This window comes from Oceanospirillum beijerinckii DSM 7166 (assembly GCF_000422425.1).
Lineage (GTDB): Bacteria > Pseudomonadota > Gammaproteobacteria > Pseudomonadales > Halomonadaceae > Oceanospirillum > Oceanospirillum beijerinckii.
This window is the reverse complement of the sequence record NZ_AULT01000006.1, coordinates 164,738-186,169: the sequence shown is the minus strand read 5'-3', so window position 1 is coordinate 186,169 and position 21,432 is coordinate 164,738. Positions and strand designations below refer to the sequence as shown.

At 49.2% G+C, this 21,432-nt stretch carries 17 protein-coding genes; all 17 read right to left on the bottom strand.

Annotation, left to right across the window (positions count from 1 at the left end; all coding sequences use genetic code 11):
- Nucleotides 1-49: 49 nt before the first annotated feature.
- On the bottom strand, nucleotides 50-526 hold the full coding sequence (ispF, locus tag H579_RS0101605) for a 2-C-methyl-D-erythritol 2,4-cyclodiphosphate synthase (protein ID WP_028299210.1): 477 nt from the start codon (nucleotides 524-526) through the stop codon (nucleotides 50-52).
- A 32-nt stretch (nucleotides 527-558) separates the two neighbouring features.
- Nucleotides 559-1,287, bottom strand: a complete 729-nt coding sequence (gene ispD, locus H579_RS0101600; protein ID WP_028299209.1) for a 2-C-methyl-D-erythritol 4-phosphate cytidylyltransferase — start codon at nucleotides 1,285-1,287, stop codon at nucleotides 559-561.
- A 65-nt stretch (nucleotides 1,288-1,352) separates the two neighbouring features.
- Nucleotides 1,353-1,706, bottom strand: coding sequence for a cell division protein FtsB (gene ftsB, locus H579_RS23820; protein ID WP_084623793.1), 354 nt, complete (start codon nucleotides 1,704-1,706; stop codon nucleotides 1,353-1,355).
- A gap of 112 nt (nucleotides 1,707-1,818) precedes the next feature.
- A complete protein-coding gene (gene eno, locus H579_RS0101590) occupies nucleotides 1,819-3,114 on the bottom strand; it encodes a phosphopyruvate hydratase (protein WP_028299208.1) in 1,296 nt (431 codons plus the stop codon).
- Between the two features lie 205 nt (nucleotides 3,115-3,319).
- Nucleotides 3,320-4,171, bottom strand: a complete 852-nt coding sequence (gene kdsA / locus H579_RS0101585) for a 3-deoxy-8-phosphooctulonate synthase (protein ID WP_028299207.1) — start codon at nucleotides 4,169-4,171, stop codon at nucleotides 3,320-3,322.
- 208 nt (nucleotides 4,172-4,379) lie between these two features.
- Nucleotides 4,380-6,017 (bottom strand): CTP synthase, encoded by a 1,638-nt coding sequence (locus H579_RS0101580; RefSeq protein WP_028299206.1) that lies wholly within the window; start codon nucleotides 6,015-6,017, stop codon nucleotides 4,380-4,382.
- Between the two features lie 182 nt (nucleotides 6,018-6,199).
- Nucleotides 6,200-7,696, bottom strand: a complete 1,497-nt coding sequence (gene tilS / locus H579_RS23815; protein ID WP_169449685.1) for a tRNA lysidine(34) synthetase TilS — start codon at nucleotides 7,694-7,696, stop codon at nucleotides 6,200-6,202.
- A gap of 286 nt (nucleotides 7,697-7,982) precedes the next feature.
- A complete protein-coding gene (locus H579_RS0101570) occupies nucleotides 7,983-8,954 on the bottom strand; it encodes an acetyl-CoA carboxylase carboxyltransferase subunit alpha (RefSeq protein ID WP_028299205.1) in 972 nt (323 codons plus the stop codon).
- Between the two features lie 266 nt (nucleotides 8,955-9,220).
- A complete protein-coding gene (dnaE, locus tag H579_RS0101565; protein WP_028299204.1) occupies nucleotides 9,221-12,727 on the bottom strand; it encodes a DNA polymerase III subunit alpha in 3,507 nt (1,168 codons plus the stop codon).
- 95 nt (nucleotides 12,728-12,822) lie between these two features.
- Nucleotides 12,823-13,494, bottom strand: a complete 672-nt coding sequence (gene rnhB, locus H579_RS0101560; RefSeq protein ID WP_084623791.1) for a ribonuclease HII — start codon at nucleotides 13,492-13,494, stop codon at nucleotides 12,823-12,825.
- A 78-nt stretch (nucleotides 13,495-13,572) separates the two neighbouring features.
- A complete protein-coding gene (gene lpxB, locus H579_RS0101555; protein WP_245583192.1) occupies nucleotides 13,573-14,820 on the bottom strand; it encodes a lipid-A-disaccharide synthase in 1,248 nt (415 codons plus the stop codon).
- Between the two features lie 8 nt (nucleotides 14,821-14,828).
- On the bottom strand, nucleotides 14,829-15,602 hold the full coding sequence (gene lpxA, locus H579_RS0101550) for an acyl-ACP--UDP-N-acetylglucosamine O-acyltransferase (protein WP_028299201.1): 774 nt from the start codon (nucleotides 15,600-15,602) through the stop codon (nucleotides 14,829-14,831).
- Nucleotides 15,599-16,042 (bottom strand): 3-hydroxyacyl-ACP dehydratase FabZ, encoded by a 444-nt coding sequence (gene fabZ, locus H579_RS0101545; RefSeq protein WP_036565019.1) that lies wholly within the window; start codon nucleotides 16,040-16,042, stop codon nucleotides 15,599-15,601. The genes lpxA and fabZ overlap by 4 nt, the downstream gene beginning before the upstream one ends.
- 69 nt (nucleotides 16,043-16,111) lie before the next feature.
- A complete protein-coding gene (gene lpxD, locus H579_RS0101540) occupies nucleotides 16,112-17,149 on the bottom strand; it encodes a UDP-3-O-(3-hydroxymyristoyl)glucosamine N-acyltransferase (RefSeq protein ID WP_028299199.1) in 1,038 nt (345 codons plus the stop codon).
- Between the two features lie 2 nt (nucleotides 17,150-17,151).
- Nucleotides 17,152-17,685: an OmpH/Skp family outer membrane protein gene (locus H579_RS0101535; RefSeq protein ID WP_084623787.1), complete on the bottom strand. Its 534-nt coding sequence runs from the start codon at nucleotides 17,683-17,685 to the stop codon at nucleotides 17,152-17,154.
- Nucleotides 17,686-17,700: 15 nt separating this feature from the next.
- Entirely contained in the window at nucleotides 17,701-20,037 is a 2,337-nt protein-coding gene (bamA, locus tag H579_RS0101530; protein ID WP_084623797.1) for an outer membrane protein assembly factor BamA, read from the bottom strand.
- A 25-nt stretch (nucleotides 20,038-20,062) separates the two neighbouring features.
- Nucleotides 20,063-21,418, bottom strand: a complete 1,356-nt coding sequence (rseP, locus tag H579_RS0101525; RefSeq protein WP_028299196.1) for an RIP metalloprotease RseP — start codon at nucleotides 21,416-21,418, stop codon at nucleotides 20,063-20,065.
- Nucleotides 21,419-21,432 lie beyond the last annotated feature (14 nt).

The following is a 21,432-nucleotide window of genomic DNA, read 5'->3' as shown; positions in this document are numbered from 1 at the left end:
GCTTAGAGGTAACAGATCGCACGCTTTAGCACTTTGCTAATCATCCTGATTAACTCTTTGCTAGCAATAAAGCCACCGCATGGGCTGCGATACCTTCTTTACGTCCGGTATAGCCCAGCTTTTCTGTTGTGGTGGCTTTCACATTAACCGCGCCGACTTCAACCCGGAGATCCTGCGCCAGCAGATCACGCATCTGGTCAATATGGGGTGCCATCTTAGGCGCTTGAGCCACAATGGTGCTGTCGATATTAGCTACCTGCCAACCCTGTTGACTCAACAGGTTGACCACATGACGCAGCAGAGCCCGACTATCGGCACCGGCGTATTCAGGATCAGTATCCGGGAAATGTTTACCAATATCTCCCAGACCTGCCGCACCTAATAGAGCATCACACAGAGCATGGATCAGCACATCGCCGTCGGAATGAGCCACCAGTCCCTGCTCATAAGGGATAGTCACCCCACCAATAACGATGTGATCGCCGGGGCCAAATTTATGCACGTCAAAACCGTGGCCAATTCGCATTCTTTTTTCCTATATCGGGATCGTTCGAAACGTTAGCTTGTATAAATACCCTGAGCGGTTAAAAACAGCTCAGCAAAATAAAGATCATCAGGGTGAGTGACTTTAATATTATCTCGTTGCCCAGCGACCAGTGCCGGTTGATACCCCGCCCATTCAATAGCCGAGGCCTCATCGGTAACCACTGCACCTTGTTCCAGAGCCTGATTTAAGCTCTGGCGCAATAAAACGTAACGGAACATCTGAGGCGTTAACGCATGCCACAGACGATTACGATCCACCGTCTCAGAAATCCGGCTTAGATTACTATCATCAGATGTAGGCTGCGCCCGTTTCATGGTATCCGCAACCGGCAGGGCTAAAATACCGCCCACGTCATCATCACTCAGCTCACTGACCAACTTTTGGATATCTTCAGCCCGAACACAGGGACGGGCCACATCATGCACCAGTACCCAGTCATTATCGTCTGCCTGCTCAGCAATGGCCGCTAAACCGTTTAACACCGTATCACAGCGTTCTTTGCCGCCCTCTGCAAAAATAAATGCCTGATGACCTGAAATCTGATCACAATACTCGGGCCAATAGGGATCATCAGGGTTTAAGCACAAAACAATTTTTGCCTGAGGCAAAGCCTGCTGCAAACGCTCTAGCGTATGCTGAATAATCGGCTGACCTAACAGAGAAAGATATTGCTTCGGACGATCAGCCTGCATGCGAGAACCCACACCGGCGGCAGGCACTAATAACCAGATTTTATTCATGACGCGCGTTTACCTGAGATGCAGTGCTAACATACTGTGATAATAGAAAACAGAAGTGATTTGATTTATTGAACGGTCTGAGTGTTACCCGGCACAGATCCGGAGTGGATAGAGGTCGCTCCACCAGAGGTTGGATTCGGCTTATTCGGATCGATCAGCAGAAAGAAGGTTTCATTTTTGCGTACCATACCCAGTTCATAACGGGCACGCTCTTCGATCGTATCCAGACCGCTGCGAAGATCTTTTACCTCTGCGGCCAGTAGAGCATTACGGGCCGCCAACTCTTCGGTGACCTCTTTTTGCTGTTTAATCTGGCTTTCCAGCTGCCAGTTCTCGGGCAGGCTGCCCTCTCCGGTCCAGAGACGGATCTGTAACAGAGTAATGATCAACACCAAAACGAGATTTAGAAAACGAAACATCGTGTGCCCTGTTTAGCCCAAGCCGCAAAATGATGGGAGTCTAACAAAAAAGGGGAGCTAAGTAGCTCCCCTTTTACGATCTTTGCGCGATTAAATCACCTGGATTTTAATCTTACGCCTGACCTTTGATCTCTTTCAGACCGTTGTAAACGGCTTTGTCACCCAGCTCTGCTGCGATTTCCAGCAGGCGGTTGTACTTAGCAACACGGTCAGAGCGGCACAGAGAACCGGTCTTGATCTGACCTGCAGCAGTACCTACTGCCAGATCAGCAATCGTAGTGTCTTCAGTTTCACCGGAGCGGTGAGAGATCACAGCAGTGAAGCCCGCGTCTTTCGCCATCTTGATCGCGTCCAGAGTTTCGGACAGAGAACCGATCTGGTTGAATTTGATCAGGATAGAGTTACCGATGCTCTCTTCGATACCACGAGACAGGATCTTGGTGTTGGTTACGAACAGGTCATCACCAACCAGCTGAACCTTGTCACCAATCTTCTTAGTCAGGCTTGCCCAGCCGTCCCAATCGGATTCATCCATACCGTCTTCGATCGATACGATAGGGTAAGTTTCAGTCAGCTTAGCCAGGTAATCACCAAAGCCTTCTGCATCAAACACCTGACCTTCACCCGCCAGATCATATTTGCCATCTTTGTAGAACTCGGAAGACGCACAGTCCAGTGCCAGAGTCACGTCTTTACCCAGCTCGTAACCCGCTTTTTCTACCGCTTCTTTGATTACAACCAGGGCTTCTTCGTTAGACGCCAGGTTAGGCGCGAAACCACCTTCGTCACCCACAGCCGTGTTCAGGCCTTTGCCTTTCAGTACCGCTTTCAGTGCGTGAAAGATCTCTGCGCCACAACGCAGCGCTTCAGCGAAAGAAGTAAAGTTTACTGGCTGAACCATAAACTCCTGGATATCAACGTTGTTATCTGCGTGCTCACCACCGTTGATGATGTTCATCATAGGCACAGGCATAGAGAACTGACCCGCAGTACCGTTGATTTCAGCGATGTGTGCGTACAGAGGCAGGCCTTTATCCGCCGCCGCCGCTTTAGCTGCAGCCAGAGATACCGCCAGGATCGCGTTAGCACCCAGGTTTGCTTTGTTTTCAGTACCGTCCAGTTCCAGCATCTTGTTATCCAGAGCACGCTGGTCTGCTGCATCCATACCTACCAGAGCAGCACGGATAGAAGTGTTAACCGCTTCAACTGCTTTCAGGACACCTTTACCCAGGTAACGACCTTTGTCACCGTCACGCAGTTCCAGTGCTTCACGGGAACCTGTAGATGCACCGGAAGGCGCACATGCGCTGGCACGAACACCGGATTCCAGAATAACTTCTGCTTGAACGGTTGGGTTACCACGGGAATCAAGTACTTCAAGTGCCTTGATATCAACAATTGCTGTCATTTGGGTTTTACTCCAGAAGGTTAGGCTGCACACAGCCGTCTTTCAGTTACAGTGTAATCTTGTCAGCTCTCGCCAGGGCTCAGCGCTGATCTCTCAAATACCGCCCCCCTCAGGTTGGTATCGGGTCATTTCTGGCTGATGCTCGCTGGCGGGAGCGCTATTCTAGCAGATATCGGATAAATTGACGGATCTATTCATTCGTCAATTAAGCAATATCCAGCTCAGCAAAACTTTTCACTACATCGTCAACCGCTTTCATCTGCTGCAGGAAAGGCTCCAGCATCGCCAGTGGCAGGGCTGAAGGGCCATCGCACTTGGCTTGATCAGGGTTTGGATGAGCTTCCAGGAACAGACCGGCCAAACGCTGAGTCATACCGGCACGACCCAGTTGAGCCACCTGACTACGACGGCCACCGGACGCTGCGCCCATAGGATCACGGCATTGCAGCGCATGGGTAACATCAAAAATCACCGGGGCACCGTTACAAGCTTTTTTCATCACCTCAAAGCCCAGCATATCCACCACCAGGTTGTCATAACCAAAGCAGCTGCCGCGCTCACACACCATCACCTGCTCGTTACCACACTCGGCAAATTTCTCGACCATATTGCCCATCTGAGCCGGGCTGGTGAACTGAGGTTTCTTGATATTAATGACCGCACCGGTCTGAGCCATCGCCTGCACCAGATCGGTTTGACGCGCCAGAAATGCCGGTAGCTGGATAATATCCGCCACTTCAGAAACAGGTTGAGCTTGGTATGGCTCATGCAGATCGGTGATCACAGGCACATTAAATTGCTCTTTCACTTCCGCCAGAATCTTCAGGCCCTCTTCCAGGCCTGGGCCACGGAAGGAGTGGATAGAAGAGCGATTGGCTTTATCAAAAGACGCTTTAAATACGTAAGGGATATTCAGGCGGGAGGTGACTTCCACATAATGCTCAGCGATTTCCATCGCCAGATCACGGGATTCCAGTACATTCATACCACCCAATAATACGAAAGGCAGTGAGTTGCCCAGTTTACGGCCGGCAACCTCAATCACTTTATCCTGCATATTCCTACTGTCCTGCATACGCCTGCCTTTTTTGATCGGCAGGCTATTCAATGATGGCTGTCATAAGACTTTTATCGGGCGGTTGAGCCTGAAGGTTATGACAGTAGCGCTTCTATTGATAACAATAGAGACACAATTTACGACTACTTATAACTACAGACACAATGGCCCGGATAACCGGGCCATTATTGGTATAACTTCGAGCCTATCAGGCTTCAGACTTAGCTGCTTTTTGTGCCAGACCAGCCTGAACAAAACCTGAGAACAGCGGGTGGCCGTCACGAGGGGTCGAAGTAAATTCAGGGTGGAACTGGCAGGCGATAAACCAAGGGTGGTCTTTCAGCTCAACCATTTCTACCAGAGAGTTATCAGCGGAACGACCAGAGAAGATCAGACCTGCTTTTTCCAGATCCTTCACAAACTGATCGTTCACCTCGAAGCGGTGGCGGTGACGCTCAACGATCACATCTTTACCGTATACTTCACGGGCTTTAGAGCCACGTTTCAGTTTACAGTCCTGACCGCCCAGACGCATGGTGCCGCCCAGGTCAGAGCTCTTATCACGCAGCTCGATCTTGCCTTCGGCATTCACCCATTCGGTAATCAGGCCGATAACCGGGTGAGTGGTATCGTGAGTGAATTCGGTCGAGTGTGCATCAACCATACCCGCAACATTACGCGCGTATTCAATCACCGCAACCTGCATACCCAGACAGATACCCAGGTAAGGAATATTGTTTTCACGGGCAAACTGAGCGGTTGCGATCTTGCCTTCAACACCACGCTCACCAAAACCACCGGGAACCAGAATGGCGTCCTTATCTTTCAGACGCTCGGTGCCGTTACGCTCGATCTCTTCAGAATCGATATATTCGATATTTACCTTGGTACGGTTTTGAATACCGGCATGATCAATCGCCTCGATCAGAGACTTATAGGCATCCAACAGTTCCATGTATTTACCGACCATGGCGATGTTGATGCTCTTCAGCGGATTCAGTTTAGCATCGGCTACCGCAACCCACTCAGACAGATCTGCAGGTTTGCAATCCAGACCGAAACGCTTCACAACGATCTCATCCAGATTTTGCTCATGCAGCATGCCAGGAATACGGTAGATGGTATCTGCATCTTCCAAAGAGATAACCGCTTTCTCGTCTACGTTGGTAAACAGAGAGATCTTACGACGCTCACTGGCTTCAATGGTCACTTCGGAGCGACACACCAGAATATCAGGCTGAATACCGATAGAGCGCAGCTCTTTAACAGAGTGCTGAGTCGGCTTGGTTTTAGTCTCACCCGCCGTCTTGATGTAAGGCACCAGCGTCAGGTGCATAAACATGGCGCGGTCAGAACCCACTTCAACTTTCAGCTGACGTACAGCTTCCAGGAATGGTTGGGATTCGATATCACCTACAGTACCACCGATCTCAACCAGAGCAACGTCGTAGCCTTCAGCACCGGCTATGACGCGGGTTTTGATCTCATCAGTGATATGTGGAATAACCTGAACAGTACCACCCAGATAATCACCACGGCGCTCTTTACGCAGTACGTGTTCGTAAACACGACCTGTGGTGAAGTTGTTACGTTGAGTCATCTTGGTACGGATAAAACGCTCGTAGTGACCCAGATCCAGGTCAGTTTCAGCGCCATCTTCCGTCACAAATACTTCACCGTGCTGGAATGGGCTCATAGTGCCTGGATCAACGTTGATATACGGATCCAGTTTCAGCATGGTGACCTTCAGGCCACGAGCTTCAAGAATAGCGGCCAGAGATGCAGAGGCGATGCCTTTACCTAAGGAAGAAACAACACCGCCTGTGACGAAGATATATCGCGTCATGGAGAACCTGTTAACGTTATGCTGTAAAAAATAAAAGAAGGGGGGTATTACCAGATGGGAGTGCAGGATACCAGAAGGCTCACTGCAGCTCAATTCAAGCACACACTTTTCCAGCAGAAAAGTGGAATATTCTAAAGAATACGGAACATTAAACGTTACACCCGGCTTCAGGCATCAAAGGATTAATCCGGCTGCCAGTTAAGCCGCCAGCCCTGAGCGCCATCTGACGAGATAAAGTCCTGCTCAAACCATAGATCTGCGACAGCAATCAGACGCTCTTTTCCCGCCGGATTACACCACCATAACAGCGGCAAATGCTGTCTTTGCCAGGGAGGAATATCCGCCTCCTGCAGCAATTTTTTTAATACCTTGGTGCCACGCTTGAGCAAACAAATTTTTTCACCGCCCTGACGATAGCGCAGTTCCAGATAGCCCTCGTTTGGCAAGGACAATAGTACCGGTTTCTTACAAGCTGAACCGGTTTCCTGATCGGGCTGGTATTTCATGGAGCAAAGTACAAACTCTCCACCGGGTAGAATCAAGCGTAGTTTTTCAGCCCCTAATGGCAGATCAGCCAAATGATAAGTTGGCGGGTTATTAAAGATCTTAGATGTTTGAGCCTGAGATAAATCATCTTTACAGGGCTTTAATAGATAAAGCCGATTACGAAAACGTCGGAGTTGATAGCCTCCCCAGTCAAAACAGGGCTCCGCGTCTTCACGGGCTGCGATAACCTCAACAAAGACAATTTGCCACTGTTTCTGCTCCAGCTCAGGCATACCACCTTGCTGTAACCAATGGCGTAGCAGATTGGTCTGCCGTATCTGGGTCAGTTCAGTCAAAGCCTGACAGCACAAGCTATTATCACCCTGGCGAACCTTTTCTAAGTCAAGCTCGGCCAGATCACGGTTGAGTTCTGCTGAGTCCGATAGATTCTGCCCGACACGACTCAGCGCTCGATTAGTCGAAGGCCAGCGTTGCTTTAACAGCGGCATCACTTGGTGACGCAAATAATTGCGCTCAAATTCCAGGCTGGCATTGGATTCATCCTCTACCCATCTTAACTGCTGCTGATTGGCATATACTTCCAGCTGCTGACGGCTGTAGTTCAATAAGGGACGTAATAGCTGACCTTTACCCAAAGGTCTTTGCTGAGGCATCCCCGCCAAACCCTGACTACCGGCACCACGCATCAAACGCAGCAACAAAGTTTCCGCCTGATCATCACTGTGATGGGCCATCAGTATCAGATCATCCTGTTGCAGAGCATCGCTAAAGACCTGATAGCGGGCCTGACGAGCCTGAGCTTCAATATTACCGCTTTTATCCAGCAGAACCCTATGAACCTGGCACTCAATCTCGATATCAAAGCGTTGTTGATAATCCTGACAGAGCTGCTGGCAATGCAGCGCCCACTGATCCGCATTCGGACTTAGACCATGATGGATATGGATCACCTTGAGAGCAGGCACTTTTAAGTTTGAGCTAGAACCGGATGCTTGCGACTGTGCTTGCCTCTGCCGCTGAGTCTCTCCCAAAGCTTGATAGTGACTTTGGCAATAACGCACCACCAGATCCAATAACACTACAGAATCCAAGCCACCACTCAGCGCCAGCCAAAGCTGATGGTGTTGAGGTAATGGTGCCAGCATAAGATGGGTATCAAGAGAGGAAGACATTGTTATATCCAAATAAGCTGCTTTCTCAATAAAACAGTCAAACTCAAGTAGGTTGGATAAGCGAAGCGCCATCCGACATCGAATCCAAACGAAACAAGCTGTCGGAAGGCGCCTCTGGCTTTTCCGACCTACATGCCTCTGTGCGTAAACTTTGTATTCGTAAATGTATCTATTGAACGGCAGATAAAAAATAACCCCGAAAGCTTAAGCCCTCAGGGTTATTGATCTCTATACGCACTGAGCTGGCTAGCTCTTGAATTTCGGAGCTAGAACCCACAATAACGAATTAGCTGTTCCCCAGCGCTTCGTTACCGGCGTAGTAAGACATCAGACGCTCGTAACGACGCTCAACCAGCTGATCTCCGTCCAGACCAGACAGACGATCCAGAGTTTCCAGCAGGTTGTTTTTCATCGCTGCAGCTACGCTTTCCGGGTTACGGTGCGCGCCCCCCAGAGGCTCGCTGATCAGACGGTCAACCAGCCCCAGCTCATGCAGACGACCTGCGGTTACACCCATCGCTTCTGCGGCATCTGCCGCACGCTCAGCACTCTTCCACAGAATAGACGCACAGCCTTCAGGAGAGATTACCGAGTAGATGGAGTTTTCCAGCATAATCAGCTCGTCACATACGCCGATTGCCAGTGCACCACCGGAACCACCTTCACCAATAACGGTAGAGATAATTGGTGTTTTCAGACGAGACATCACCGCCAGGTTGTAAGCGATCGCTTCACTCTGACCACGCTCTTCCGCATCGATCCCCGGGTAGGCCCCTGGCGTATCGATAAAGGTTAGGATTGGCATTTTAAAACGCTCGGCCATCTCCATCAGACGACAGGCCTTACGGTAACCTTCCGGGCGTGGCATACCGAAGTTGCGACGTACCTTCTCTTTTACATCGCGGCCTTTTTGGTGACCAATCACCATTACCGGCTTATCATCCAGGCGTGCAATACCACCCACAATTGCCGGATCATCCGCAAAGTTACGATCACCGTGCAGCTCATCAAAATCAGTAAAAATGTGTCCGATATAATCCAGAGTATAAGGACGCAGAGGATGACGGGACAGCTGAACCACCTGAGCCGGAGTCAGTTTGGCGAAGATATCTTCCATCAGCTTGATACTTTTATCCTGCAGACGGGTGATCTCTTCTGTAATGTTCAGCTGATTATCGTCACCAACCAGACGCAGTTCATTAATTTTTGCTTCTAGCTCAGCAATTGGCTGTTCAAAGTCCAGATAATTGGGGTTCATAGGTCCACGCTTTTAATCAATACCTGCTGAAGATCGACTTCAGCAGCGAATGTCATCTTGTGACCGTGTGATACATACCACCCACGCCCACAAATGGAATCAGGTAAAATCAGGCTCCAACGCCCACCGTTTCAAACAGCAAACCGTTTTGAGCCAGAAATATTTAAGCCGGTAATAGTACGGCAAAGACAGGGTAAAAAAAACCTCTGCCTGTGACGGAACAGCCCGACTGATCCGCCTATTTACCTTTACCAGTTTAACAGTGGTCAGTCGCCATAGCTCAGACGGACATTTTGTAAGCCAAAGCCATCGTACAAACTGTAAATCAACTCATCGCTGGGTATGACATGCCAATGCTGAGAAAGTTTTACCCGCCCCTCAACATCAGGGCGGTAATAGTCGATTTCAACAGGCACCCCTTGCTCTGGGTTCGATACAGTAAACGGCTGGAGCTTACTCTTCAGCAAGTCTAAACTCTTACTGCTCAACTCCTGCTGACGCCAGCTTAAGCGCAGCCCTTTACTGTAACGAACCCGTGACTCTAACAGGCCGGTCACACCCTTTGCACGCACACGCAGACTGCCAGAATAGTCATCAAAGCTGACTTCGCCTTCGATCACGACCAGCTGATCCTTCTGCAGATAGTTACGATTGGCTTCATAAAGTTCACCAAAAACCGAGACCTCAGTACGGCCAGATCGGTCATCCAGAGTGACGAAAGCGATAGTATCACCCTTTTTACTCTTCATGGTGCGGATATCAATCACTAGACCCGCCAGTTTCTGTACTTCGCGACTGGCTGCCAGCTCACTCAACTTTTGACGGGCAAAACGCCGTACTTCTGTTTCATACTCATCAAACGGGTGACCGGTCAAATACAGGCCCAGCGTATCACGCTCGCCTTTTAAGCGTTCTTTATCGGTCCACTCACGCACATTCAGGTGATCAGCATACGGATTGCTATCCACTTCCGCTTCCAGTTCACCAAACATATCCATCATGCCAATATCAGCATTACGACTGCTTTGTACCGCCGACTTCAGTGCATCTTCCAGACTGGCCATCATAATGGCCCGTTTAGCTCCCCAGGACTCAACATCAGGTCCCAGTTTATCCAGTGCACCGCAGCGAATAAGAGCTTCCAAGGTGCGCTTGTTCAACTTACGGGAGTCGGTGCGCTCACAGAAATCAAACAGATCAACAAACGGCCCGCCTTGGCTACGGGCCTCAACAATGGCTTCAATCGGGCCCTCACCCACACCTTTAATCGCACCCAGGCCATAAACGATCTCACCGTCATCATTAACCGAGAATTTAAAGTCGCCAGCATTCACATCAGGAGGCGTCAATGGCAGCTTCATATTGCGACACTCTTCGACCAGCGTTACCACCTTATCGGTGTTCTGCATCTCCGTAGAGAGTACGGCGGCCATAAAGGGGGCTGGGTAGTGCTGTTTCAGATAAGCGGTCTGGTAAGACACCAGGGCGTAAGCCGCCGAGTGGGATTTGTTAAAGCCGTAACCCGCGAACTTTTCTACCAGATCAAAGATATTGCCTGCCAGATCAAGATCGATACCGCCTTTTTCACAGCCCTCTAAAAATACCGAGCGCTGTTTTGCCATCTCTTCAGGCTTTTTCTTACCCATGGCCCGGCGCAGCAAATCCGCACCACCCAGACTGTACCCCCCCATCACCTGAGCGATCTGCATCACCTGTTCCTGATACAGAATAACGCCGTAAGTGGGTTTCAGTACCGGCTCCAAACTGGGTAGCTGGTAATCCGGGTGAGGATAAGACATTTCTGCCCGGCCGTGCTTACGGTCGATAAAGTCATCCACCATACCCGATTGCAGCGGCCCCGGACGGAACAGGGCCACCAAAGCGATGATATCCTCAAAACAGCTGGGCAGCAGACGCTTAATCAGATCCTTCATACCACGGGATTCCAGCTGGAATACTGCGGTGGTTTCTGCCCGCTGCAACAGATCAAAAGTCGGCTTATCATCCAGAGGAATAAAATCGATATTGAACTCAGTATTCCCCTCCTTCTGGTGAATCATCTTCACCGCCCAATCGATGATGGTCAGAGTTCGCAGCCCCAGGAAGTCAAACTTCACCAGACCAGCCGCCTCTACATCATCCTTATCGAACTGAGCGACCAGACCACCACCGCCTTCTTCACAGAAGACGGGCGAGAAGTCGGTCAGGGTTGTCGGTGAAATGACAACACCACCGGCATGTTTACCGGTTCCCCGCACCGTGCCTTCCAGACGCAGTGCCATCTCCCAGATTTCCGCGGCATCTTCATCATTGGCGATAAACTCTTTCAGGACCTCTTCCTGCTCAATCGCTTTGGATAACGTCATGCCCACTTCAAATGGGATCATTTTCGAAAGCTTATCAGCCAGACCATAAGGCTTGCCCTGAGCACGGGCCACATCACGCACTACCGCTTTCGCTGCCATAGTACCGAAGGTAGCAATCTGAGAGACCGCATCACGACCATAGTGGTCTGCCACATAGTCGATCACCCTATCCCGGCCATCCATACAGAAGTCGATATCGAAATCAGGCATGGACACACGTTCCGGGTTCAGGAAACGTTCGAACAGCAGGTCATATTCCAGAGGATCAAGATCGGTAATCTTCTGGGCGTAGGCCACCAGAGAACCGGCACCGGAACCCCGGCCAGGGCCTACGGGCACGCCGTTATTTTTCGCCCACTGAATAAAGTCCATTACGATCAGGAAGTAACCCGGGAACCCCATGGACAGAATGGTTTCCAGCTCAAAATCCAGCCGCTCCCGGTAGATTCTTTCTTTCTCGGGAAAGTCCGGTGCGTTGACATCAAACAGGGTTTTCAGACGCTCGGTCAGGCCATCGTGAGACACCTTACGGAAGAACTCATCCATGGTCATCCCTTCCGGGATCGGATAATCCGGCAGGAAATATTTACCCAGCTGTACATTGATCGTACAACGTTTGGCAATCTCGACACTGTTCTGTAACGCTTCAGGGATATCGGAGAACAACTCAGCCATCTCTTCAGCTGACTTCAGATACTGCTCTTCGGAATAGCTTTTATTACGATGAGGATCATCCAGCGCCCGACCTTCACCGATACATACCCGGGTTTCATGGGTCCAGAAGTCCTCTTTTTCGATAAAGCGCACATCGTTAGTCGCAACAACAGGGCACTGGAACTGTTCAGCTAACTGCACGGAAGCGTGCAAACACTCTTCATCACCGGCACGGAAGGTACGCTGCAACTCAAGATAGAAACGACCAGGAAAAATACCCATCCACTTTTCCAGGGCAACTTTAGCCTGATCATAGTGTTCTGCCAGCAGTTGACGACCGACCTCACCCTCTTTCGCTCCCGACAAAGCCAGCAAGCCTGATGCCTTCTCTTCGATCCAGGCCATCTGCATAATATTACGGCCTTGATGCTGACCTTTCAGATAGCCCAGTGAGACCAACTCTGTCAGATTGCGATACCCCTCATCATTCATAGCCAGCAAGGTCATGCGATAAGGCTTCACCGGATCGTCCGGGTTTTCTACCCAAATATCGGCCCCCGAAATAGGCTTAATGCCACTGCCCTGCATGGTTTTATAAAACTTCACCAACGCAAACATATTCGATTCGTCGGTGATGGCAATCGCAGGCATCTGCAACGTTTCCAGCTTACCCGGTAGTTTTTTAATACGTACCAGGCCATCAACCAGGGAGTATTCGGTATGCACACGCAGGTGAATAAATGAGGGAGCCATGACTAGTCTCGGAGTGATAAATCAATTTTAAAGGGTGTAAAAATAGCTTAGCAGCGGCTCTAAAAGCTCATAAAAAGCAATAAACAAACACGCGATTAAAGCAGCTGCATCTGTACCGGTTTAAAGGAGCGACGATGATGCGGGGTTGGCCCAAGCTCCTGTAAGGCGGTAAAATGCTGCTTAGTAGGATAGCCTTTATGCTTAGCAAAGCCATAGCCTGGGTATTCTTTTTCCAACTCGGCCATCTGTCGATCACGATACACCTTAGCCAGAATAGAGGCTGCACTAATGGCTGCATGCCTGGCATCACCTTTTACGACCGGCATCGAAGGACACGGCAGTTCAGGGCAACGGTTGCCATCGACCAGCACAAATTCAGCAGCAGGGTTCAGGCCTGCCACCGCTCGTTGCATTGCCAGCATGGTGGCATGCAGGATGTTAATCTGATCAATCTCTTCCACCGTGCCTTCCGCAATACACCAGGCCAAAGCCTTTTGCTGAATCTCATCGAAAAGCACTTCACGGCGCTTCTCTGACAGTTTTTTGGAATCGGCCAGACCTTCAATCGGCTGTTCTGGATCTAAGATAACAGCTGCGGTGACCACAGAGCCTACTAAGGGGCCTCGCCCTACCTCATCGACACCGGCCAGAAGAATACCTTGGTACGGAATTTCCAAAGGTGGGAAATCCATTTTTGCCTTGGTGCTTGTTTTAGATTTAGCGCTTGCTTTTGACTGGGAGCGAGTTTGTGCTTTTGTCTTTGCCATCGCGGATTTTATCTGCCGTTAAGCCTGGGAAGTGAACGAAATGAGTTTGCCTAAATAACAATAGTTAACGCAAATACCTTAATCTGCCGGTGTAGGGTTTTTAACTGCAGTACCCAGAAGCACTGACTCAACAGCATCGGCGGCTTTCACACTGGCATCCCGGCGCAGATCATGATGCATCTGATAAAAACGATCCACCAACGGTTGATATTTTTCCGGCTGCGTCAGTCTGTCCAGCATTTCGCGACTGAGATTTTCTGATGTTACCTGACTCTGAATCAATTCAGGAATCAATGCCTCATTGGCAATCAGATTCGGCAGAGAAACATAATCCACTTTCAGCATACGGCTGATAATGGCATGACTCAGTGCCGCCATCTTATAAGCCACAACCACGGGCTTCTTCATTAGCATCGCTTCAAGCGCGGCGGTACCTGAAGCCAACAGTACGGCGTCGGATGCGGCCATTATCTCACGGGATTGACCATCATAGAGTCGGATACGACGACGGATATCAGCCGGTATCTGATCCAGCTGCTGTTCAATCTGCTCCCTGCGCCTGGCATTGGCACAAGGCACAGCCACTTGCAGATTATCCAGTTGCTGGCAGCACCGCTGAGCGGCCTGAATAAAAGGCTCAGCCAGGTATTTCACTTCACTGCTACGGCTACCAGGCAACAGCGCAAGCACAGGAATACCACTAGGTAAACCCAGCTGCTGGCGAGCAGTTTTTTGATCAACATCCAGTGAAATTTCATCGGCCAGAGGGTGACCAACAAAGGTCACGGGGATATTAAATCTATGGTAGTAATCTGGTTCAAAAGGCAGCAGTGTCAGCATATGGTCAACACAGCGGGCAATCTTCTTCAATCGCCCCTGCTTCCAAGCCCACACAGAAGGTGAAACGTAATGTACCACAGGAATACCGGCTTCACGCACCCAGCCTTCCAGCGTCAGGTTAAAGTCCGGTGCATCGATACCGATAAACAGATCCGGCTTTTCCCGCAGGCAAAGATCACGTACTTCTTTACGAATACTTAACAGTTCGCGCAGTCGCCCCAGTACTTCCACCAGCCCCATCACAGAAAGGCGGTCCATCGACCAGTGACTGACAAAACCTTCTGCTTGCATGCGAGGACCGCCGATACCCAAAAATTCCGCATCCGGGTATTTTCGTTTGAGTGCTTTTATCAAGCCAGCCCCCAGGATATCCCCTGACAATTCACCGGCTACAATAACAATGCGCAACGGTTTGCCTGAGGCGGGTATATGAGTATCAGACACAGATAAGACTGGATTAACAGGGGAGGCAGGTGATGTCATCATAAAGCGGCTTAACGAACAATGCCTCGGGTCGATGCTTTTAAAGAGTCAACAAATACCTGCAGCTCAGACGATACATCACCGGATTCAATCTCAGCAATAGCCGTTTCCAAGCGCAAACCCTGTCGGTAGACCATTTTATAGGCTTTACGCAGATCACTGATACTGTCTGAGCTAAAACCACGGCGCTTTAAGCCCTCAACATTCATACCGTGAGCTTGTGCAGGATTGCCAGTAACCATCAGATAAGCCGGAATATCTTTGGAAACATAGGTGCTGCCACCACACATGGCATGAGCACCGATATGACAGAACTGATGAATTGCAGAAGCGCCTCCCACAATCGCCCAGTCATCAATTTTCACATGGCCGGCAATGGCCGCGTCGGAGGCAATAATGGTGTTATCCCCAATGACACAATCATGAGCGATATGCACACAGGTCATCAGTAAATTATTATTGCCGATCACTGTAATACCGTTATCCTGCACCGTACCACGGTGCAGGGAACAACCTTCACGAATCACATTATTGTCGCCAATAATCAGACGTGTCGGCTCACCAGCGTATTTCTTGTCCTGACAATCTTCACCTACTGATGAAAACTGGTAAATCTTATTCCCCTTGCCGATGGTGGTCAGTCGCGCGATCACCACATGGGGTCCTATCCAGGTACCAGAGCCGATTTCGACATCGGGCCCAATAATAGAGTAGGGCCCAATCTCTACACCATCGGCGATTACCGCCGATGGATCTATGATTGCTGTGGGGTGAATTAAACTCACAGGGCTCTCTCTGCACACAAAATTGTCCCTTCACAAGCCAGCTCGCCATCAACAGTAGCACGGCATTCGAAGCGCCAGATTCCACGACGAGGCTTACCTATCACACTGGCCTCCAGCTTCAGCTGGTCACCCGGTGTTACAGGACGCTTAAAGCGTACTTTATCACTGCCAACAAAGTAATAAATGCTTCCGTCTGCAGGTTTCTTATCCATAGTTTTAAAGCCCAGCACACCTGCAGCCTGCGCCATCGCTTCGATAATCAGTACGCCAGGCATGACCGGATGATGAGGAAAGTGGCCATTAAAAAAAGGTTCATTAACGGTAACATTCTTATAGGCGACAATGGACTCGCCAAGTTCCAGCTCTACAACACGATCCACCAATAGGAAAGGGTAGCGGTGTGGTAGATATTCTTTAATTTCGTTAATGTCCATTACCATTGATTCAACCTCAAAAAAGCCTGCGCACCATACCGGGTCGCAGGCGTATATAAATCTCTTATTAAATGCTTATTCAGAAGCTTTTTTCAATCCAGCCTGTTTTTCCAGCTTACGCACAGACTTAGCTAACTGATCCAGTTGAGCAAAACGCACCGTATTTTTACGCCATTGCGGAGTTGATACCGCCGTAGTACCTGATGAGTAACTACCTTTACGGGTAATATTGCCTGTTACACTGGTTGCCATAGTGATAGTCACGCCATCACAGATGCTAATATGCCCTGCAATATTAGACGCTCCACCAATAAGACAGTAACGTCCTATTCGTGAACTACCTGCTATACCAACACAACCGGCAATCGCGGTGCCATCACCTATTTTAACATTATGGGCAATCTGTACCTGGCTATCGATAATCACCTGATTGCCGATTACAGTATCATCCAAAGCACCACGATCAATATTGGTATTTGCACCTATCTCGACATGGTCGCCTATGATAACACCACCCAGCTGAGCAATCTTGATCCAATTACCATTTTCATTAGCGAAACCAAAACCATCGCCACCAATAACAGCGCTGCTGTGTATCCTGACCTGCTGACCTAAAGTGACGCCGTGGTAAAGTGTCACATTGGGATGCAAGTGACACCCCTCACCCAATTGACAATCCCTGCCGATAACCGTATTAGCGCCGATAACACAACCCTTTGCCAGTACAACACCGGCATCAATAACCACACCAGCATCAATCGTGACATCATCTGAGATTTGAGCAGTAGGATGAATCACGGCAGAATCATGAATACCCGCCGTTACATTTGCCATAGGGTCAAACAGTTGACTGACCCTTGCAAATGCCACGTAAGGATTGTCCACTAACAGGCAATGAGTGGGGCACTGCTGCGCCAGCTCAGCCTTTAGCAATACAGCTCCGGCCTGAGTCGCCGACAGATATTTCAGATAGTTGTTGTTGGCTAAAAAACTCAGCTGCCCTGACCGACCTGTTTCCAATGTCCCCAAACCTGTAATCAGGTAATCTGGATCACCGGAAATCTCGGCATCTAACAAATCAGCCAGTTCTTGCAGGCGATAGGCGTTTGGCACGCTTACTTACCCTTTTTCTGTAGTACGTTCAGTTCTTTGATTACCGCCTGAGTTACATCCAATTCAGGTTTAACAAAAGTCACCGCCTGACGATCAAGTAACAGATCAATCTTTGCTTTTTCAATGACTGCACGTACCGCATCATCCAGCATCAAACGAGCATTACGAATATAAGCTTCCTGCTGTTGGCGCTGTTCTTTTTTCAGGCGCTGCCCCAGGAACTGATATTCTTCCGCCTTCTCCTGGATCTCTTTACTCAGTTGACGCTTATCATCATCGCTCAGCTTGTCAGCTTCTTTTTTTAGGCGTTCCTGCAGTTTGCGTGCTTGCTCTGCCAGCTCACGAATCTCTTTTTCATCGCCACTCAAAGAGTTACGAATTTTTTCAAACTCACTTTTAGCCTGTTCTGTCCCCAGAAGTGCAGCACGCCAATCCAATACTGCAATTGTCTGGTCAGCAGCCATAGCAAACCCTGGCAGCAGACTCAGCAATAAAACCCCAACATAACGTTTTAAAAAAGGCTTTAAAAACATCATTTTAATCCTTGGTTATCAGAAAGTTTGCCCGATACTAAACTGGAGGAACTGAGTATCATCTCCAGACTTATCATTTATAGGTTTTGCAATACTAAAATCAAGCGGTCCGATTGGGGAAAGCCAGGTTAAGCCGACACCGACAGACATCCTTAACTCATCCAACTCAATACCTTTGGTACAGTTTTCAGATACGGAACTGCATTTAGTGGCAAAAACATTACCGGCATCAATAAAGGCTGTCGTTTGTAACGAGCTGCGATCTTCAATAAACCACAATGGATAGATCAGCTCAATGCCCGCTTCGATCAGGACGTTACCGCCAAATGCACTGGGGTCATCCCCGTCAACCGTTGGGGTACTCATCGGCCCCAGAGAGTTCGCCTCGAAACCACGAACGGAACCCAGGCCACCCGAAAAGTAGTGCTCATAAAACGGTAGCTGATTGCTATTACCAAAGGCATTCGCATAAGCTAAATCTGTACGGAATTTCAATGAAAAGTCATCATTGAAGGCATGCAGATAACGCCCTTTATAATCAATCTTATAGAAGTTCATATCACTGCCAGGAATCGTCACTTCAGCCGATAAGCGCTGATAACTTCCTGCTGTGGCTAACACCCCCCGGTTAAGGCGGTTATCGGTCATAAAACCACCGATCTTAAATGCAGTGTGCTGATCACCCTCAGTGGCGATAAAATCAAGTACTTCTGCTACAGGTTCATCCCCTGTATGCACCTTGATATTTTCTGCACCGACAGTCATGCCTAAACGAGCCGTTTCAGAAATCGGGTAGCCAAAAGTCATTTTGGTACCAAAGGAATCGGTGGAGAAGCCGCTGATATCTTCCTCTTCCAGATCGCTTTCCTGATAGAAGACGCTGATACCCCGGCTCACTCCGTCCAATGTAAAATAAGGATCAAGCACAGATATATCCATTTTCTGAACTGAGTCACTCTTATTCACCGAGAAGGAAACATTGTTACCGGTACCCAAAAAGTTGTTCTGTTTAACGCCTGCACCGAAAATAATACCGCTGTTTTCCGAGTAACCGACTGATGCGTTCAAGCTGCCGGATGGCTGTTCTTCTACAGAGAAGTTCACATCAATCAGGTCATCAACACCAGGTACCCGTGGTGTTTCCACCTGAACGTTTTTAAAATAGCCCAAACGTTCCAGGCGCACCTTGGAATTTTTAATCGCATCGGTGGAAGCAGATCCCGCTTCCATCTGAGTAATTTCACGGCGCAGCACCTCATCTTTAGTGGTGACATTGCCAGTAAAGTTAATACGACGTACGTAAGTTCGTTTACCTGGGGAGACCGCAAAGGTCAGAGTGACCGTCTGATCGTCATGCTCTTCTGGAATAGAAGTAACATTGGCAAACGTAAAACCTTCTTTACCTAAACGTTTACGAATGGCTTCCCGGGTATTTTCCAGCTTGGTGCCAGAAAAAGGTTCACCAGGTGCCAACTCTACCAGGTCTAAAATCTCATCAGGATCAACGACCAGATCACCTGCAAGTTTGATCTCACGTATATTATAAACATCACCCTCGGTGACATTGACCGTGACATAAATATCCAAACGATCCGGGCTGACCGAAACCTGCGTGGAGTCAGTATTAAACTTCAGGTATCCCCTATCCAGATACCAATTACGCAAACGCTCCAAATCCCCTTGCAACTTAGGTTGGGAATATTGACTGGCAGAGGAAAACAGTGACCAGGGCTGTTTAGGCTCCAGCTCAAAGCGCTTCATCAACTCTTCATTGTCAAAACGATCATTACCGGTAAAGTTAATATGACGAATAGTCGCAACATCGCCTTCATTGATATTAACATTCAGGACCACCCTGTTACCCGGCAGTGTTTCCACTTCAGTGTTAATACTGGCACTATAGCGTCCCTGAGCGTGATACATGCGCTCAAGATCCAACTCTACCTGCTCAAGAGCAACCCGCTGAAAAATCTGCCCCTCTTTCAGACCGGATTGCGCCAAACCAGCTTCAAGTTGTTCATCCTTGATTTTGTCATTCCCATTGATATGAATCTTGTCAATCGAAGGGCGCTCCTTCACAACCAACAGCAACAGGGAACCATCCCGCTCCAGGCTCACATCGTCAAATAAGCCCGTAGCAAACAACTGCTTACTTGCCGCAACTAACTCCTCTTTAGTCACAGTAACCTTTGGTTTGATTGGGAAAGAACTGTATACCTCGCCCGATGTCACCCGCTGCAAACCTTCTACCAGAAGATCATCAAATACATAATTGGCCGAATACGCTGATACCGGCAGGCCTGATAAAACGGCCGAAATACACACCGGCAACAATCGTTTTTTCCAAGACTTCATGGCTAACTTATCCATAAAGCGCCTGTTACAGGCGCATCAAATCGTTATAAAAAGCAATTAACATCAGACTGCCCAGCAGAACCATGCCGATGCGTAACCCAAACTGCTGTGCTTTTTCCGGTACAGCACGTCCCGTAACCGCTTCCACCAGGTAAAATAACAGGTGTCCGCCATCTAAAATAGGAATAGGCAGAAGATTCAGAACGCCTAGACTAATACTGATATAGGCCAGAAACATTAAAAAGCTTTCCAGACCACTTTTAGCAGAATCACTGGCCACCTTGGCAATCGTAATAGGGCCGCTCAGATTATCAACCGAAATAAGGCCAACAATCATTTTACGAATTGAGTCTAAGGTCAAGCCAATCATATCCCAGGTTTTCACCGTAGCCTGACCTACAGACTCAATGATCCCATAATTGATTGAACGTACCATGCCCTCCGGCCACTCTCCAGGCTGAGCAGCAGCACCAATATAACCGATAACCCGGCCATCACCTTGAGTTCTACTCTTCGGTATTAACACCAACTGTTGTTGACTGCCATCACGCTCCAGATTCAGCTCCAGCTTATTGTCTGCCGCACCTTGTACTAACTGAACCCAATGAGGCCAATCTTTTACCGCTTCGCCATTGGCACTGAGAATCCTGTCGCCAACCTGCAAACCTGCGGCTTGGGCAGCACCACCCTCAATCACACGACCAATAACAGCCGGTATAGCAGGGCGATAGGGTGTCACACCCAAGTCGGATAACGGATTCGGCTCCTGCTCACCGGTCAGCCAACGCTCAATGGGTATCCTCACCTCTTCCTGACGATAGCCTTGCCACTCCTGTAGACCCAGCGTTACTTCCCCGGTATCTCCCACACGAGCCAACATAGCCAAGCCTACCTCCTGCCAACTGCGTACAGGCTCACTATCAACGGAGATAATTTCATATTGCGACGGCAGGCCCGCACGTTCCGCAGCAGAGTTTTCTTCTACAGAACCAATCACAGGCGCCAGTACAGTCGTACCGGAAGCAAATAACACCCAGTAAGTTACAATCGCTAACAGAAAATTCGCCAGGGGACCGGCAGCAACAATAGCAATGCGCTTCCACACAGATTGGCGGTTAAAAGCACGATGCAGATCCCGGCTGTCTACTGGAGCTTCACGCTCGTCAAGCATACTGACGTAACCACCTAAAGGAATCCAGGCAATTGCGTATTCCGTATCTTGTTTGTCACGCCAGCTAAACAGTGGTTTGCCAAAGCCCACGGAAAAGCGCAGCACCTTGACACCACAGCGACGCGCCACCCAAAAATGGCCATATTCATGCACGGTGACCAGAATGCCCAACGTGACGATCAGAGAGAGAACCGTATGCAAAACGCTCATAGTGCAGCCCTTAA